This is a genomic window from bacterium (assembly GCA_030697645.1).
Taxonomy (GTDB): Bacteria; Patescibacteriota; Minisyncoccia; order Phycocordibacterales; family VMGT01; genus JAUYPI01.
In genome coordinates this window covers 38619-55680 of sequence record JAUYPI010000008.1, presented here as the reverse complement: position 1 = coordinate 55680, position 17062 = coordinate 38619, and the positions used below count along the sequence as shown (strand labels likewise).

Genomic DNA, 17062 nt, shown 5'->3' with positions numbered 1-17062 from the left:
AAGGCCGGTATATAATCCACGCATAAAAGGCAGTGAGTATGTCCTACTACAAAAAAACCATTCTCGTGAGCGCTGCGACGAGTGCCTTGGTGCTCGGAATCGTCCTCGCGGCGCTCGGCGGATACGTTTATCTTAACCGGGGCGCAATTTTTAACTACTTCGCGTCGGAGATCCTCGAAGAAGCAGGTGGCGAAGATGGCGACGCGACCGCAACTTCAACGAGTGGGGCCCCAGTCGAGCGTAGCGGTTTTGCCAAAGCGCTCCAGAGCGAAGAAGAACGTGTGATCAGCGCCGTCAAACGCGCGTCTCCTGCGGTGATCTCGATCGTGGTCAGCAAAGATGTTCCCATTATTGAGCAATACTTTGAAGAGGATCCGTTTTTTGATTTCTTCGGCGATAACTTCGGGGGCGGCTTCCAGATGCCGCGTTTGCGCGAGCGCGGAACCGAGCGCAGGGATATCGGGAGCGGCTCGGGCTTCATCATCGGGACGGACGGGCTTGCCGTGACGAACCGCCACGTAGTCGAGGACACAAACGCCTCCTATACCGCCTTCACCAACGACGGCAAAAAATACGACGTCGAGGTCGTGGCAAAAGACCCGATGCTCGACATCGCTGTGATTCGTCTCAAGGGCGGCGGCTCATTCCCTGCCCTATCCTTTGGCGACTCCGCGGTGCTCGACGTCGGCCAGAAGGTGATCGCGATCGGAAACGCGCTCGGCGAGTTTCGCAACACCGTCTCAGTCGGCGTCATCTCGGGTCTCGCGCGCTCGATTGTCGCCGGTGACTCCCGAGGCCGCTTCGAGCTCCTTGAGGAAGTGATCCAGACCGACGCCGCGATCAACCCAGGCAACTCCGGAGGCCCCCTGCTCAACCTTGGCGGTTTGGTCATCGGCGTCAACGTCGCCGTCGCGCAGGGCTCGGAGAATATCGGTTTTGCCCTTCCTTCAAACACGGTCGCAAGCGTCGTCGAGTCGGTGAAGACGACCGGAAAGATCGTGCGGCCGTACCTTGGCGTGCGTTACACGATGATAACCGAGCGCATCAAGCAAGCGAATAATCTCACGGTAGATTACGGCGCGCTTGTCGGACGAGGCGAGGGCCGCGAGGAGCTTGCGGTGATGCCCGGCTCCCCTGCGGACAAAGCCGGCATCGTCGAAAACGACATCATTCTCACAATTGACGGCGTCAAGCTCGACGAGAATCACTCGCTCGCCTCGGCGATTCGGCGCAAAAACGTCGGCGAGAGCGTCACGCTTGTCATTCTCCACCGCGGCGAAGAAAAAATCGTCCGAGTCACCCTCGAGGCTCTGCCGGAGTGAATCGACACGGAACCAGCCGCAAAACTTCGAGCAACAACGCTATCCCCACCTCGACAATATCCGAGAAGGCGTTCAACTATCTATAAGTTTTTTAAGTTCCGGGTATAGTCTGTCCGCGATACGCGTATAGCCCGCATCATTCGGATGAATGCTGTCATACATCAAACCCGGCTTCCCAAAAATACCGTCTAGAATATTGGGCACATACGCAGTGCCTCGACGCTCCGAGAGTTCCTTGAAATATGACTCCGCCTTATCGCCGAGAAGCGTGCCCTTAACACCGAGCAATAACACTATGGCGCCCTTTTCCTGGACACGCTCTATGATGCGCTCAAGGTTGGCGAACGTGGTCTCTTGGGCTATTTTCCGCAAAAAGTCATTGCCACCGAGAACGAGTATGACCACTTGAGGGTCGTAGCGGAAAATTTCCTCCACACGAGCAAGACCGGAAGCCGTTGTGTCCCCGGAGCGGCCGAGATTCACAATCCTGCGCCCGATCCGTTCCGAGAGAATAGGTACAAAACCCCCGCCCGCGGTCGAGCCGATCCCTTCCACCAAACTGTCCCCAAATGCAATAATATCTTTCCCTGCCGAAGGATAATTGCGGATTTCCGGCCCAGGTTTAAAGAACCACAGGAGAGAAAAAATAGAGCCGATTATGAAAAGCAGAACAAAAGCAAAAGTACCAAGAGCCAGAGGCGTCTTTTTCATACAGTCATTATGGTACCACGAAAATTTCCTGACAAAAGACACCCTTAACCTCAAACGCTTTCCAGCGCCATGCATATGTGCTAGTCTCATTTTAGAGAATAACCGATATTGTTCCATGGGGTCTCGCTTACCTAGAGGTGTGTCATGGGATCGATACGGGAATTGAGATTTGGTATCTGCCGTTGCGTAGCGGAGCGATACCCGGTATTGCCCGCAGTACTGCCTGTAGTTTTTTACGTCCGTGGCAGAAGGGTGGTGCAGGAATTTTCGCTGAGGTGGATTGTCATTCCTGAAGACAGAGAGGTGGAAACTTTGGTGAAATCTCGGGCACATTTTTTCTTTGACGCCCACAAGCGTGCCTCTTGGCATCTATTTGTTGAGCTGTTGGAGCAGTCCTATTTTGCCGCATCGCACGAAGAGGTATGGTGTACGCACTGGCAGCGTTTCTGTTCCCGAGCCGCTTTCTTTAGAATATGGGAGTCTGATACTCTACCTGATGTGGCAGTGGTACTGCGTGCGGCTGGAGTGTGCTTACAAAGATATAAAAGATACCGGGGAGGCTATAAAAGCTCAATGTATGGTTGCGTCGCATGACGCCGTATAAGTGGAAGCTGCCTATAGAATAGAGGCAATTTCCGGCGTGAGCCTTTTCCCCAAACGAAACCAGCGCTTCGCTCCGAGCGCTGGTTTGCTGTTGTTATGATGAGAGTCAAGCTTCTTTTCCATCTGCATTGGTGTATAAAAAACGGGGGGAATGAGACGGAAACGTAACCAAAATAGACCCTCCCTCGCCTGCGCGAGGTCGCGGAAAATTCTAATGGAGCTATTTCCCCACAATGAGGTGGAGATGGAAGTGGCTCGGGATTGATTTACTAGGGTGCGTCGGTTCAACTATCCATTCGTAGTGCTGGTGCACGAACGATTCCTTAATCACTGCCAACTCACCCAACTCCTCCGGCGTCAGCTCGTTTTCAACAGCATGCCGTTTTGGCACCAGCATATGGTGCACCTTGGCAATCAGATCGTACGGGAAAGAATTTTCAGTAACCTTCCAAAACTGGAAAGTCTCTATCGACTCCTTCCCACAAAGCGGGCAGGCCGATAGATCGGCAAGAGACAAATATTCCTCGTACCTCTCCTTTCCTTCCGGAGTTCGTAATGAGCCCATAGTTATTGACCGAGATTAATGAAAAATCATTGTATATCCGCAGTATACTATGGAGCAGTTGGAGGAGCTATTGAGCATGGAAAATAACGTCTAACCTGCATGTACAATTTTTGTTTATAGTGAGAGGTCAAAAAAGAAAAAAGCGCTGGTCAGGCGCTTTGAGATTTTACGACCTTTTGTGACTGAATGGCGCGAACTCTTTAGAGTTTCAGAGACCTCACTCGAAGCCCCGGTATCTCGGTAAAAATTTCGTGCGCATCCTCAATATGACTCCCGAAAGATTCAACCGGTTGCAGATTGATAAATCCTTCTCGGAAGAGAGCCTCCGCTTTGGTTCGATCGGAAACGTGGTATGCTTCGATCATCACCCGGGCAGTACAATTCTTGCACTTATCACAGATGATAATGTCGTACCCCGTTGTTTCCCGCAGAATCTTACGACCGTCTATGATGTCTCCAAATAATCGGACATAGTCTTCTCCTTCCTTCAGAAAATGATGCCTACATTTCGGACACTCGTTCGGAAGGAATTTTTCCACTCGAAACATAGGTTTGCCTCGTCGTTCCACACTCATATGTCACCTGTCTCTTCCTAGGAGCTCGTATAGAGCCGGTTTGCCCAAAAACACATTTCCTGTTTCGTTATTGTGGCTCATCAGTCGAGATACGCACCCCGAAACAGAGGAGAGTTTAAAGCAGGAACTCTCCGAACTCGAGGTAATAAAGAACTATCTTATTTTTCTCGGCGATTCGTGGCCGCAGTGAGCACGGATTTTTACCAGTGCATCTGCTCTGTGAGGCCACCTGTGGAGACTACACCGAGGTTCTCCCCGGAAACCACCTCTCCCATGAAGCATTGGGGTTTGTGAAGTGTCCCCACGCGGCAAATTCAGACCACCATACCGCGTCTAAGCGCAAGTCTCGAAAGGTACCCTCGATGGTCAGATCATAGCCGGCCAGCCATCGACGAGACAGCACCGCATCCATTGGCCACATTCGCGCCGATCCGTCGGCACCCTCCTTAAAAAGCGTGATGTTCTTCCACCGTGGTTCCCGCTCACCTGGCACGAACGCGAGCCAGACCAAGGCACGCTCGGCGACTCCGGAGATGACGATATGCTTTGCAATTTGCCTGGCACGAAGCGCCATCGCCCGATCGATCTTGTGGGGATCTTTACCGGATAGTGCTCCTCCCCCAATCGGAATGTGCGGCCCGTATGCATCTACGACAAGCTTCTTGCCGGCAAGACCGTTATCTCCTTCAGGTCCGCCAACCGCAAAGTCTCCTGCGCCGTTGACAATAACCTCCGTCTTCCCGCTTCCGCCGTTCCACCTGGTGTGTACCGAAGGGAGTTTAACCATAGCACATTCAAGAACCTGCTTGGCGGTTTTCACGATCTCTATAGTGTTGAGTTCGGACTGATGGTGAACCGAAAAACTCACCGCCTCGAGACGATACTCTGTCCGCACTCCAGATGACCGCCCTTCACTTTCAATCACTACAAGTACCTTGCCGTCAGGACCGATCCGGATGTTTTCCTTCCTCTGATCACAAAACTCTCGCGCGATTGTATAAGCGACAAAGTGCGCGATCGGGAGAAAGTTGGTGTCCGGATTTAGTTCCGCATATCCCGTGACGATGTTTTGATCGTCGGAGATAGAGCGAATGCGCCGTTCATCTTCACGAAAGTCACCAACGCACAGATCGGTGTCTATCGAGAGTCTTGTGGGATCAGGCAGAAATACCGAACTGTACCCGCTTTCGCGAAATACCCTTCGCGCAATCTCGGAACAGTCGAATGTCTCTGCATGTGGACACGCGATTCGACCATCGATGAAGACCTTATTTCGGTGTACAGCAACTTCGATACCGACGAGCGCATCGGGGTCGTCGATGAGCGCCTCATCAACAATCGAATCCGCTATGCGGTCGGACAGCTTATCGGGATGCCCAGGGAATACCCATTCTCCATACGTTTTCATTCTTCTTCCTCTCTATGGGTGAAGCATGCGCGAGCGAATGTCTCACCTTCTGCTTCTCAGGTTAACTCCAGTGGTAACTCTATGATCTCATCGGCAATGTCTTCAAGATCACACATATAGCCGTCAGCGACCAGCGCCACACATATTCGAACGCCGTTCTTTGATAGCTCATGAGACCAATACCGAGGTGGCTTGCCGACATACCCGTCAGTGAGCACGACAATCTTTCTGAAGCCATTTTCACTCGCGTGTTTCCAAATACAGACAGCATCCGTGCCGTCCGTTGTTTTGTATATGCCGCGCTTGAGCGCGTCGGGGGTGACCGCATCCACCACTTCGCTGAATACGAAGAGCCGAGCACGTTTTCTCAGAACATACGGCTTCACAAGAGAAGCCATAAGTGATCGATACCGAGCCACGCTCCCACTTACATCAACGTAGACCGACGTGATACCTCGTTCCTTACGTCGCCGTCTTATTTCAAGTGAGGTTCGATACACGAGCGGTTGCCAGCCGAAACTGGCGGCCACAAGCGCCCGCCGATCGCGTAGTGTCGGCAGGGGATGCTCGATCGTTCGATCCACGTCTTGAAGCGTATATCGCGTCACGCCGCCGGCAGGGCCCTCTTCAACCATCTTCCTGATGAGTCGCTCCAGGATCCTCTGTGCCGTAGGCGGAGTTTTCACCTTCTCAAGCAGGATCTCCCTGAGTTCTCTGCCAGAGCTTCTGCCGCGTATGGGATCCGGCGGCATTGGCCACTTCTCAACGATTGAGCGGACAGCCCCCTCCAGGGCCGGGCTGTTCGCGGCCGACTCGCCTCGTCCAACTATTCCTTCAGGAGAATGATCCCCTAAAAGAGGGCACTGAGCATCGCCCCCCGTACCCAACGTTCCATCTTGGCCTCTCCCGTCAAGCGGTATGCCTGCACCGGCAAGGTGTTCTTTGAGCGCGGTGTCTTTCTTGAAGAGGTCGTAGACCTCCTTGTAGGTACCGCTTGCCTCCGAATAGAGTACTCGGATCATTTCTGATACGGGTTTCGGAAGACTCATCGGGATGTCCCATTCCTTCGGCCAACCGTCGGGCGGCCGAAGCAGTGCATCCGGTAATCTGTCCGGCTTGTACAGCTTTTGGAAGAACGAGTAGTACATCGGTTCTCTGAAGAGCTGTGAGAGAATTGCATTTATCACAGCGTCAAAAGCGATGTTATCGAGCACTGTTGTTCGCTTGAACAGAGTGGTATGCCCCATGAGCACGTGGTGAAGTTCATGCAGGATAAGCATGAAGAGGTGTTCATCGGTGGCGCAGTGTTTTGAGACGAACTGCCCATTGACGAGCATCCGTGGTGCCGCAACACACTCTACCGCTGCCGTATCCACGCGGTCTGTGACAACGATGTCAGTGAGGCGAAAGAATGCGTCAAGCGCGTAGTGACCTGCCGGGAAAGCCGCAAGAATGCGTCCGCGGAGCGCATTCCCGGCATCCTCGTTATGCTCCGGTCTCTTCATGTAGTTTCTCCTGTAGCGCTACGATCCGTGAATCGAAGGTAACCAGCTCTCGGTAAAGCAAGCTGATCGAAAGATTTGGCGTTTTTGATGCCACAAACAAACGATCTGAACTTTTCGATAAGAGAGCTAGTTTCAGTTTGGGGCACGTTAATGACCTCAATGAGGTCGCTTTACTCAATGTGCCAGAGTAAAGATGCACCAGAACGCAACCAATGAGGCCGTGTTCGATAACAGTCCTGTTGGCAATGTCTCTCAAATCCTCCTCAATGGTCGTGCATAGTGCGCCTAAGAGAATCTCGTCATGAAGCCCTTTGAGAAAACTCTCTTCATCAGCGGACGTGCGGAGCGAGATCGTCACACCTCTATTACTTCTTACGCTTGCTCCATGGGCCAGAGTCGGGGGTGATTCGACTCGACGCGGTTTGACATACGCGGTTGAGCGTGAAGATGAGCTCATGTTGTGCAGCGCACGGGCGATTTCTCTCATACGTTTTCCTTTCTCCAGGGGAATAACTCGTTAAACTTGTTGAAGGTCAGTGCGACGATTTCCGGTTCAAACTCGACTTCCCGCTCAAAGAGGACAAGTGCGATATTAACTTTCACACTTTCTTCTAAGGTGTTCGTCGTCTGCTCACTGATCCAATCGACCAGTTTTTGCCACTGCCGATGCCGTTTCGACCCGCTCGCCACTTGATGTCTGCGCGCCGATTGATTCTCAACCTCGAACCATTCGTCGGCTAGAGCCTCGAACGCAACGGCTGTCAGATTTTTCGTGGTACTCACTATAGGATAGAGCGCAACCCCAAAGCAGATGCGCTCAACTGCCTCAAGCGAGGCGTACGCGTCCTGCACTAGGATCGACATATCCAAATCCGGAATCGAGAGTGATAATCCCAACGCCACCCGCTTCACCGGATTGGGTTCGGCAAAGATGAGTCGCCTTGGATCCGTTGCAGGAATTTCGGCTAATTTCCACGCCTGGTTATGGGCCGTGAGTAATTCTAACGCATCTATAACCTCGCCGTACGCGGGATGCGGTAAGGCGTTCGTAAGCGCCATGAATGTCGCGGACTTTGAATCGTGGCGACCGGCAACCGATTCCGCCGCGATAACCCCAACAATGGCATCGTGGAGCATGCGGGCGCGTCTCGGTGATATTGGCCGTTTCATCTTTTCAAGAAGCGCATGAATGGCAAGGACATAGGAGCCGATACTCTCGCTCAAAGTTTTCCTTACTTCCCCTGCCGCAACTCTCGCGAGGTTAATTCGCTGAGAGAGCAGAGTGCCAACTTTTGCAGCTTCCACTTCCGGCTGGCCGCGAATGACCGCGAGCTTGTGGCTCTCGGAAAACGCTGCAAAAGACGGAAGTGAAAGAATAAACGGAAATCGGTCCGCCAACGCCACATCAAGTGGCTCCGAGCCTTCGTACGTCCACCCGCGCTCTTCTTCCTCGTCCTTTCGTGGAGGGTTCATGGCCGCCCATCTGAAACGAAGACCCGAAAGCGGAATGCCTTGGATCATCTTCTCGTGGATGATTGGGAACAGCCGGTTTTGCATATCAACGCGAGTGCGTGATATTTCGTCAATAAACACAGACTCTACTCCCCATATAGAGCCTTTCGTTGGTATATACTCAAGGCCAGTCTTGCTTTCGTTCGGATACGGAAACCCGATGAGGTCGTCGAAATTGATCATCGCTGCATTATAATGGCGATGTTCAAGACGAAGTGCCTCCGCGAGCAAATTCAGCAGCAATGATTTTGCAGTCCCGTGTGGGCCGATAATGAGCAGCGGAGCTTCCGTCGCGAGCGCGGCGATGACTACCGACTCAACTGAGTCGTATCCAACGATTCCAAGCAACTGAAGGATGCTTGGTTCGGCCGTACTATGTTTTTGTACCATGCGTTGTTCCTTATAGTATTGTCAAGGACCTTCTACCAAACAAATACACCGCCCACGAAGGCGGTGTATCCAGACATCCAATTTTAGAACGTATCTTTCCTTCAAACAGGAAGTCTGAAGGATGGAGTTCGCACCTTTTTCGCCACTCGGCGAACAGGTTGCGGACGGAGCATTGGGCCATTACCCTTCGCATCTCCGTACTCTGGATACACCATATGTAGTTGTTAACCTCGTTCTAGTATACATAACCGCACACCTAAGTCAATGGTTTCTCGTCTACCACCGTCTCTACGCTTTCGAACCGCTATTTTTCAAAAAAATCCTATATGTGCATTGCCTCAGTAAAGAGTCACGTATCGCGGTTTAGGCCCAACAGCCATGGTTCGAACCTACAAAATCTGGCTCTATAGCAAGCCAAAAAGCGGCTCTCGCCGCCGCTTCTCCACACTGGCTGCCGGGCTTGGACTCGAACCAAGATAAATTGCTCCAGAGGCAATTGTCCTACCTTTAGACGACCCGGCAAAATAGAAAGCGCGCATGCATGCGCGCTTGTACTATAGCACATCAAGACTGCGGTTCGGAATGCGAGATAGCACTATCGCTGCGGGACATCGGATGTCCCGCAGCGATTAGTGGATGAGCCCTTAGGATACCTTGTTTACCCTAATCGCGTTCGGCCCTTTCGGACTGTCGGCGATTTCAAATGTCACCTTGTCACCTTCGTGAAGTTCGTCGAACCGTACACCCACAAGTTCGTTCGAGTGGAAAAAGAGATCCCTTTCTTGGCCTTCGCACTTTATAAAGCCGAAGCCTTTGCCCGCAATGAGGCGGGCGATTGTTCCTTCTTGCATGATAGCGTAAAAAATTTTGCGAATAATATATCAAATACAATGGCTGCAACAGAAGCTCGAACCACACCTCATCAGCACTGATCGCTGTCTATAAAAGTAACATTCATGGAACAGCCTGTCAATCATCGCAAAAAATTAAGTCGGCTTCCAGCTACTTGGTGACCAAGATTTTAATTATAGGACCTACGCAAAATAGTTGATAAGCGATACAAGCAAGCCACTAAAACAAGTTTGCACATGCCGATTAAGCCATTTTTTACATTTTGCGTAGGTCTAAAATTACTTCAATTTTTATTTCTGTCCAAATCCCTGAACCACGCGGGAGCAAGCCCCGCGTAGTTCAGGCCGAACGCTCGGCGCTGATCGCGGCTTTTATGAACTCGACGAAGAGCGGATGCGGACGCAGCGGACGGCTCTGGAGCTCGGGGTGGAATTGGGTGCCGAGAAAGAAGGGGTGCACCGAGCGCGGGAGCTCCGCGATTTCCATCAGGGTACCGTCGGGCGAGCGGCCGGAGAAGACCACCCCTGCCTTTTCAAGCTGCTCGATGTACTCTGGGTTCACCTCGTAGCGATGCCGATGACGCTCGCTGATCTCATGTGTACGGTACGCCTCGTGTGCGATCGTGTCGCGCGAGAGGAGCGCCGTGTAGGCGCCGAGGCGCATGGTGCCGCCGTAACGTCCTTCGGCGATGAGCTTCTTCTGCTCGGGCATCACGTCGATCACCGGGTGCGGCGCATCGGGCGCGATCTCCGTCGTATGCGCCCCCGTGAGCCCCGCGACATGCCGCGCATACTCGACGAGTGAGAGCTGCATGCCGTAGCAGAGGCCGAGGTAGGGGATTTTATTTTTGCGGCAGAACTCAATCACCGCTATTTTTCCCTCGACGCCGCGCGCACCAAACCCACCCGGGACGATGATGCCGTCGTACTCACACAACTTCTCCAGGTTCGCGGTCAGCGCGACGCCTTTCTTTTTCTCAAATGTCTCGGCGTCAAGCCACTCGATCTGCGGTTTGCGACGCTCGCTGAACGCGGCGTGCTTCACCGCCTCGATTACGGAAATATATGAATCCGCAAGAATGTAACTACCGGTGCCGAAATACTTGCCGACAATGCCAATACGCACCGGCTCCTCTGAAGCATGAATTTTTTCCACAAATGCGCGCCACTCCTTCATGTCTGTCCCGCGCGCGCGCAGGTGGAGCTTGCGCAGAATGGAAGCGCTTAAATTATCACGCTCAAAGTTTACCGGCACTTCGTAGATGCTGTAGACATTCGGCGCGGATATGACATCCTCCTTTCGCACGCTGCAAAAAAAGGCGATCTTTTCGCGGCGCTTCTTGTCGATACCGTCCCGGGCTCGCGCAATGACGATGTCCGGCTGCAGACCGGCGGCATTCAGGGCGCGAACGGCATGTTGGGTCGGCTTCGTTTTAAGCTCGTTATCATTATCAAGCAAGGGGAGAAACGTCACGAGCACGAGCACGACGCTCCCGGGGCGTTTGATCTTGAGCATCTTCACTGCCTCAAGGAATAACAAATTTTCATATTCTCCTGCGGTGCCGCCTATCTCAGTAATGGCGATCTCGGCATCGCAGTCTTTTGCCGCCTTATTGATACGATCAATAACCTCAAGGGGGATATAGGGCACGACGCTCACGAACTTGCCGTCGTAGCCGAGATTCCGCTCCCGATTGATAACAGAGAGATAGATGCTCCCCGTGGTCATATAGTTCGCGCGCGTGAGATCAGTACCGAGAAATCGCTCGTAGTTGCCCATGTCCTGATCGCACTCCATGCCGTCGCGGAGCACAAAAACTTCCCCGTGCTCCGTGGGATTCATCGTGCCCGCATCAACGTTTATGTACGGGTCGATCTTAAGAGCGGTCACGCGATACCCCCGAGCCTGCAAGATCTTTCCTATCGAGGATGCGGCGATGCCCTTCCCGACGCCGGACATCACGCCGCCGACGACGAAGATGTATTTGTGCGTTGTCTTTTTAGCCATGATGTAGCCGTAAAAAGTCTGTGCAACTTCCGATGACCTATCAGTCACGAAATCCGAATATGCCTAAATCCGAATATCGAAGCACGAACAGAACATGTGACAATTGACCATTGACATTTGACAGACGAGGCGACGCGGTCAAATGTCAAATGTTACATGTCAAATGTTCGGCTCGGATTTGATATTCGTATTTCGAATTTCTAAACCCTGAGATACCTCTTCGTCGCAAGGAAGCTCGAGAGGGCGCCGAGGGCGATGCCGGATCCCATCACGATCAAAAATATTTCCGCAAAATGCGCGCGGTAGTAGATAAATAGATTAATGCTTGCGAAAAACTGCTCGGTAATCGGCCCGAGCCAGTAGGTGAGCGGATAAAAGAGCCCGAGCGCAAGCACTCCCGCGACGACGCCTGCGAGCACACCCTCGATAATAAACGGTCCCCGCACATAGGCGCTTGAAGCCCCGACGAGCTTCATCACCGCTATCTCATCGCGCGAGGTGTAGATCGCAAGACGGATCGTGTTGAATGTAATGAGGACGGAAATCGCTGCAAGCGCGATCGTCGCAAGGAGTCCGACGCGCTCGGAGACGTCAATGAAGCCCGCGAGGCGCTCGATCGCGATTTTATTCTGGAAATAATTAACGTTGTCTACGATCGAGGATTCTCCCTTCGAGAGCGCGGGCGAGGACTCAAGAAAACGCGCAACGCTCTCGTACTGCGAGGGCTCGCGGGCCTTTACATTCAGCACGGCGCCGAGGGGATTATCGCCGAGCTCGTCGAGCGCCTGGAGAGTGAGCTGGTCGTCCGCGTGGCGGATGCGGAAATTCTCAAGTGCCTGCTCGCGCGTCACATACTCGACGCGCTCAACCTCCGGCAGCGCCTCGATCTGGGTTTTCACCCCAAGGATGTCTGCCTCTCCCGCAATCGGAATAAAATATACATTCACGTCCACTTTATCACGAAGCTCTTGGAGCGTAGACTCAAGCGTCGCCTGGAGGAAAAGCAGGCAACCGATCACAAAGAGCGTCACCGTAAGCACGAAAACGGACGAGAATGACACGACGCTATTGCGCCAAAAATCAAGAAAGCCGGAGCGGAAGATGCGTTTGAGAGAAATCAACATAAGTGCGAGCTGTTAGCTTTTAGAAGCTTCGCCGTCGCCGTCCATGCTAAAAGCTCAGTGGTTATTATAGTGTCCATGCGCCTCGTCTCCGACCACCCTGCCGCGCTCCATCGTAATGACGCGACGTTTGAGGGATTCCACGACGCCGGTGTTGTGCGTCGTGAGCAGCACGGTTGTGCCGAGGCCGTTGATTTTTTTCAAAATCTGCACGATATCATAGGTATTGACCGGATCGAGGTTCCCCGTCGGCTCGTCGGCGACCAAAATGTCCGGCTGGTTCACGATCGCACGCGCGATCGCCACGCGCTGCTTCTCGCCCCCGGAGAGCTCATGGGGGAAGTTCCACATGTGTTCCTCGAGATCAACGAGACCAAGCGCATACGGCACGTCGGACTGGATTTCCTCATCACTGCGGCCTGCGGCCTCCATCGCAAACGCGACATTCTCATAGGCGGTACGGGCGGGAAGGAGCCGAAAATCCTGAAAAATCATGCCGATGCGCCGCCGCAGGCGGCTGATCGCTCTCCGGCGAAGCGAGTGGATGTCCGTAGACTCAAAATACACCGCGCCCGCTGTCGGAAAGTCCTCGGCAAGCAGCATCTTGAGAAGCGTCGTCTTCCCGGCCCCGCTGTGGCCAACGATCGAGACAAACTCCTTGGAGTCCACCGTGAGCGTGACGTCCTCGAGCGCCACCGTGCCGCCATTGTATATTTTTGAAACTTTGTCGAAGTAAATCATGCGTACGCAACTGCCAACAACGAATTACTCACTTTCAATGACGAACTTCCGACCCTCGTCTACTTGTCATCCATTTTTTTCAACACAAACTCTTTGATCCGCACAGCAGCCTCGGATGCCTCTCTGCATTCAGCAGAGCTAAACTCTGGCGTGTCGTCGGGGTATCGAGACGTCATATAAAATCGGTTGAGCACCGCTGTGTCTTCATCAAGCTCGCGGAACGAGGGGTCAACATTTTGACACTCCTGGAGCAGCGCCTTGAGATCGTGTATTTTCCGTACGTTCTGGGCGTGGAAAGCAAGAAACCCTTTCAGGTATTTCTCTGCGGCTTGTTGCGCATGAAAACAAACGGGGTTGACGGGACCGTCCTCTTTCAGCGCCAAATCAACCATCTGTAAATCTTCATCGGCGCGATGAAACCAATCCACGACGTATTTAGTCATCGGCATAAAGCACGGTGCCATTACTGACGATATCTTCGAGAAATAAATTTCGATCGTCGTCTATTTTCTCACGAAGTTCCTTCGGTGTATACGCGAGAATATCGAGCGGCATCGTACGCGGAACCAGTGACCTATCTATATCACGCTCCCGCTCACGCCGCGGCTTCGCGGATTCTCCCACAACCAGCAGATCAACATCGCTGTCTTCGGTCGGTACGCCCCACGCGTACGAGCCAAAGAGAATAACCTTCTCCGGCTTAAACGTACGGACGATCGTATCCACAATGGTCTTAATTTTTTTATCAACTGATTTTTGATCCATATTTTTGAAACTTTGTCGAAGTAAATCATGCTGACGCAACTGCCAACAACGAACTACTCACTTCCAATTCAGTAGTTCAACGCGCCTTTGAGTCGGGAAGTTTTGATTTCGATCGCAGTTTGTACCAAAGTAATGAAACGGTACTTGCGGCCAGATAGAGAATCACGGTGCTTGTAAAAATGCTCGCTGCGAAACCGAGGACGGTTGGGTTGGGAAGTGCAAGAAAAGCCCCACTGCTGGGATGTAATGTTGGAATACCCACCTGATCGAACAACACGGCCGGTACCAATAATACGACGATTGCAATTCCAACAAAAAAAGTAGTCGCCATCCCAATGTCCGGCAAAATGCCCGAAGAAAAAAGTAGCCCGATAAGAACTACACAGAAGAACAGTGTCATTACTAAGCACGTCACCCTCGTCGGCTTCAGAAAATTTTTCATATTCACCTACACATTTTTCTCCGCCTCGATGAACTCATCGATCTCCCCGCGCTCAAGCACGCGCTCGATGTCGCTTGTTTCGACCCCGGTGCGGTGGTCTTTCACCATTCGGTACGGGTGCAGCACGTATGAGCGGATCTGGTTGCCCCATTCGGCAGAGATCGTCGCGGCAGTCGAGAGGCCGCGCTCGCGCGCGTGTCGCGCCTCCTCTTCCCTATGATAGAGCTTTCCGCGGAGGAGCGCCAGTGCCTTCTCCCTGTTCTGCTGCTGGCTGCGCTCGGAGGACACATGTACCGCGATATTGGTCGGCAGGTGCACGATACGCACGGCAGTTTCGCGCTTATTCACATTCTGCCCGCCTGCGCCCCCTGATCGCGCGAACTCGACCCGAAGGTCGCTCTCCGCGATATCCACAGGTCCCACCTTCTCAAACTTCGGCACGACCTCGACAAGCGCAAACGACGTCTGCCGTTTCTTTGACGCATTAAAGGGCGAGATCCGCACGAGGCGGTGTACCCCGCTCTCGTGCTTAAGGGTCCCATACGCCCCGCGCCCCGCAATCTCCGTCGTGATATTGCGGTAGCCGCCGGACTCACTCGAGTGCGCGTGGAGCTCTCGAGTGCTCCAGCCGTGTGCGACGATATATTTCCCGTACATTTCCGAGAGCATACGCGTAAAATCCTCGGCATCGTCACCCCCGGCTCCGGCAAAAATGGTCATGATCGCATCGCCGCTCTCATACACGCCGACACCGGCTGCGGTATCTTTTAGTGCCTGATATTCACGGATCAGCGTCTGCGCTCGCTCCTTGTCAGCCCAAAAATCGCTCGCCTGCATCAGAGCCTCAAGTTCTTTGAGGCGGTCGGTGCCTTGTTTTGTCTCGTCCATACGCTGCAGTATATACGCCAATATCAAAAACGAGAAGCGGGCCTGTCCAAAAAGAGAACCGACACACTCACCGAGAAACGAACTGAACGAAAATTTGCAATAACAATGCGGTCGCAGAGTTATTGCAAATATCTTTTTCTGTTTTTTATGACCTATAACGGAGGGCACGCGCGAGGCAATGAGTATGGTATAAGTATAGCAAGGTCGATCATTAGAAGACGGTCATTTTCAAATCCTATGCAAAAATGTGAAAAATGTGCCCAAGAAACGGAGGGGTACAAATGCGACATGTGCGGTGCGGAGGCCGAGGAGCATGACGCCGAGCATGAGTGTGGCGGAGAGCATTGTATGCCAAAATGCTCCGGCTGCGGCGAGGCGGAAGCAAAGTGTGCCTGCGCGATGTCGCTCTTTATGGGGCTCCACTCGACAGGTAGCGCCGGGAGAGAGCAATTAGAGCAGGCATGGAATACGTATAAAAAAGCGTGCGACGAGAGTGGTCTCAAAGCGAAGAAGGTCTACTACAGCAAAGAGAAAGGCGTTGCGTACTGTATCACGGAAGCGCCATCCGAGGCGGCGGTTCGGGATGCGCACAAGAGCGCGGACATCCCGCTCGACGACGTGTACGAGGTCGGCGTCCTGAAGTGAGAGGCCGAAAAACGTTGAGCACCTGTTGAACACCGAGTGTTGAACGTGTTCTGCGCACTACCGACAACGATGTGCCGGCGACCCAGAGGGGTCGCCGGCTTTGAAATTCGTCGCAAAGAAGTCGTGCATACTGTCTACTGCCTGTTGCCTCGTCCGCCGTACCCTCTGGCGAAGGTGGGCCTTGTTTCATGCTGCTTATTGCTCGCCCACTACCCTATTAAAAGCGCTCATCGCCTTTTCGCGGCCATCGGTGATGAGAGTCATGATCGCATCGCAGGCACGCGCAAGTGAGCTGGTAAGCACTCCCTCTTCGCGCTTACTGAACGCCCCGAGGAGAAAGTCGAGCACCGCCTGCTCGCCGCGGGGCTTCGCGAGCTTGCCGCGCACTCCGAGAGGCGCAATGCCGATACGCACACGAGTAAAATCGCGCGTTTTGATCGCGCGGATCACGGACTCAAGCCCTTTGTGCCCGCCCGAGCTCCGGCCGAAGGAAATTTTTACGACGCCGAGTGGTAGGTCGAGGTCGTCGTACGCCACAATAAGCCGCTCGGCGGCACGCGGACTCTTGACTAAACTAGCCACGGAAGCCCCCGAGCGGTTCATAAATTGCTGCGGCAGGAGAAGTGTCACGCGCGCTCCATCAATTGCACCTCCTGCTTTCAGGGCTTTGAGCCCTCTGTCCTCGCGCCAGGGCTCAAACTCGCCGCGCTCGCGGAGCGCCTCGAGCGCCCGCCGTCCCGCGTTGTGCCGTGTGCGCTCGTACTCCACCCCCGGATTGCCGAGGCCGACGACAAGGTATGTAGCTTTCCTCTTTCCTTCCTCTTTGATTGTTAACATAGCAAAAGTTTAGACGTTTTAGGTACCTTGTATTTGGTATTTTGTATCTTGTATTTTTGCACGCACTCTAACTCTGTGAATGAGGTTACATTTTCGACACAAGATACAAAATACGAGCTACAAAATACACAGTTTGATTTTTGATTTTTACGTTTTCATTTTGTACTGCAGTA

At 53.1% G+C, this 17062-nt stretch carries 17 protein-coding genes, 1 tRNA gene and 1 riboswitch; of the genes, 2 read left to right on the top strand and 16 right to left on the bottom strand.

Annotation, left to right across the window (positions count from 1 at the left end; genetic code table 11):
• Positions 1 to 38: 38 nt before the first annotated feature.
• On the top strand, positions 39 to 1322 hold the full coding sequence (locus Q8R39_02310; GenBank protein ID MDP3735240.1) for a trypsin-like peptidase domain-containing protein: 1284 nt from the start codon (positions 39 to 41) through the stop codon (positions 1320 to 1322).
• Positions 1323 to 1394: 72 nt separating this feature from the next.
• Here the strand turns inward: Q8R39_02310 and Q8R39_02305 are convergent, their stop codons facing one another.
• The 15 genes from Q8R39_02305 to Q8R39_02235 form a co-directional block, all read right to left on the bottom strand.
• Entirely contained in the window at positions 1395 to 2033 is a 639-nt protein-coding gene (locus Q8R39_02305) for a GDSL-type esterase/lipase family protein (GenBank protein MDP3735239.1), read from the bottom strand.
• Positions 2034 to 2856: 823 nt separating this feature from the next.
• The gene (locus Q8R39_02300) at positions 2857 to 3201 is read right to left on the bottom strand and encodes a hypothetical protein (GenBank protein ID MDP3735238.1); all 345 of its coding nucleotides are present in this window, start codon (positions 3199 to 3201) and stop codon (positions 2857 to 2859) included.
• A gap of 200 nt (positions 3202 to 3401) precedes the next feature.
• Positions 3402 to 3776 carry a hypothetical protein gene (locus Q8R39_02295; protein ID MDP3735237.1) on the bottom strand — a complete coding sequence of 125 codons (375 nt, stop codon included), beginning with the start codon at positions 3774 to 3776 and terminating at the stop codon, positions 3402 to 3404.
• Positions 3777 to 4014: 238 nt separating this feature from the next.
• Positions 4015 to 5184 carry a methionine adenosyltransferase domain-containing protein gene (locus Q8R39_02290; protein MDP3735236.1) on the bottom strand — a complete coding sequence of 390 codons (1170 nt, stop codon included), beginning with the start codon at positions 5182 to 5184 and terminating at the stop codon, positions 4015 to 4017.
• Positions 5185 to 5240: 56 nt separating this feature from the next.
• A complete protein-coding gene (locus tag Q8R39_02285; protein MDP3735235.1) occupies positions 5241 to 6689 on the bottom strand; it encodes a hypothetical protein in 1449 nt (482 codons plus the stop codon).
• Positions 6690 to 7172: 483 nt separating this feature from the next.
• Positions 7173 to 8591 (bottom strand): AAA family ATPase, encoded by a 1419-nt coding sequence (locus tag Q8R39_02280; GenBank protein MDP3735234.1) that lies wholly within the window; start codon positions 8589 to 8591, stop codon positions 7173 to 7175.
• An 87-nt stretch (positions 8592 to 8678) separates the two neighbouring features.
• Positions 8679 to 8804, bottom strand: a riboswitch (SAM riboswitch).
• Between the two features lie 235 nt (positions 8805 to 9039).
• Positions 9040 to 9113 (bottom strand) — tRNA-Gln (locus tag Q8R39_02275).
• Positions 9114 to 9235: 122 nt separating this feature from the next.
• Positions 9236 to 9442 carry a cold shock domain-containing protein gene (locus Q8R39_02270; GenBank protein MDP3735233.1) on the bottom strand — a complete coding sequence of 69 codons (207 nt, stop codon included), beginning with the start codon at positions 9440 to 9442 and terminating at the stop codon, positions 9236 to 9238.
• Between the two features lie 340 nt (positions 9443 to 9782).
• Positions 9783 to 11450: a CTP synthase gene (locus tag Q8R39_02265; protein MDP3735232.1), complete on the bottom strand. Its 1668-nt coding sequence runs from the start codon at positions 11448 to 11450 to the stop codon at positions 9783 to 9785.
• 200 nt (positions 11451 to 11650) lie between these two features.
• Complete coding sequence (locus Q8R39_02260) at positions 11651 to 12574, bottom strand: permease-like cell division protein FtsX (GenBank protein MDP3735231.1); 924 nt, start codon at positions 12572 to 12574, stop codon at positions 11651 to 11653.
• A 54-nt stretch (positions 12575 to 12628) separates the two neighbouring features.
• The gene (ftsE, locus tag Q8R39_02255) at positions 12629 to 13312 is read right to left on the bottom strand and encodes a cell division ATP-binding protein FtsE (GenBank protein ID MDP3735230.1); all 684 of its coding nucleotides are present in this window, start codon (positions 13310 to 13312) and stop codon (positions 12629 to 12631) included.
• A 59-nt stretch (positions 13313 to 13371) separates the two neighbouring features.
• Positions 13372 to 13761, bottom strand: coding sequence for a HEPN domain-containing protein (locus Q8R39_02250; GenBank protein ID MDP3735229.1), 390 nt, complete (start codon positions 13759 to 13761; stop codon positions 13372 to 13374).
• Positions 13748 to 14077, bottom strand: a complete 330-nt coding sequence (locus Q8R39_02245) for a nucleotidyltransferase domain-containing protein (protein MDP3735228.1) — start codon at positions 14075 to 14077, stop codon at positions 13748 to 13750. Before Q8R39_02245 ends, Q8R39_02250 begins: the two co-directional genes overlap by 14 nt.
• 76 nt (positions 14078 to 14153) lie before the next feature.
• A complete protein-coding gene (locus Q8R39_02240) occupies positions 14154 to 14477 on the bottom strand; it encodes a hypothetical protein (protein ID MDP3735227.1) in 324 nt (107 codons plus the stop codon).
• A gap of 48 nt (positions 14478 to 14525) precedes the next feature.
• On the bottom strand, positions 14526 to 15407 hold the full coding sequence (locus tag Q8R39_02235; protein MDP3735226.1) for a PCRF domain-containing protein: 882 nt from the start codon (positions 15405 to 15407) through the stop codon (positions 14526 to 14528).
• A gap of 288 nt (positions 15408 to 15695) precedes the next feature.
• Here Q8R39_02235 and Q8R39_02230 point away from each other — a divergent pair, with 288 nt between their 5' ends.
• Positions 15696 to 16052 carry a DUF4242 domain-containing protein gene (locus tag Q8R39_02230; protein ID MDP3735225.1) on the top strand — a complete coding sequence of 119 codons (357 nt, stop codon included), beginning with the start codon at positions 15696 to 15698 and terminating at the stop codon, positions 16050 to 16052.
• 195 nt (positions 16053 to 16247) lie between these two features.
• Here Q8R39_02230 and pth read toward each other — a convergent pair whose 3' ends face one another.
• On the bottom strand, positions 16248 to 16889 hold the full coding sequence (gene pth / locus Q8R39_02225) for an aminoacyl-tRNA hydrolase (GenBank protein MDP3735224.1): 642 nt from the start codon (positions 16887 to 16889) through the stop codon (positions 16248 to 16250).
• Positions 16890 to 17062 lie beyond the last annotated feature (173 nt).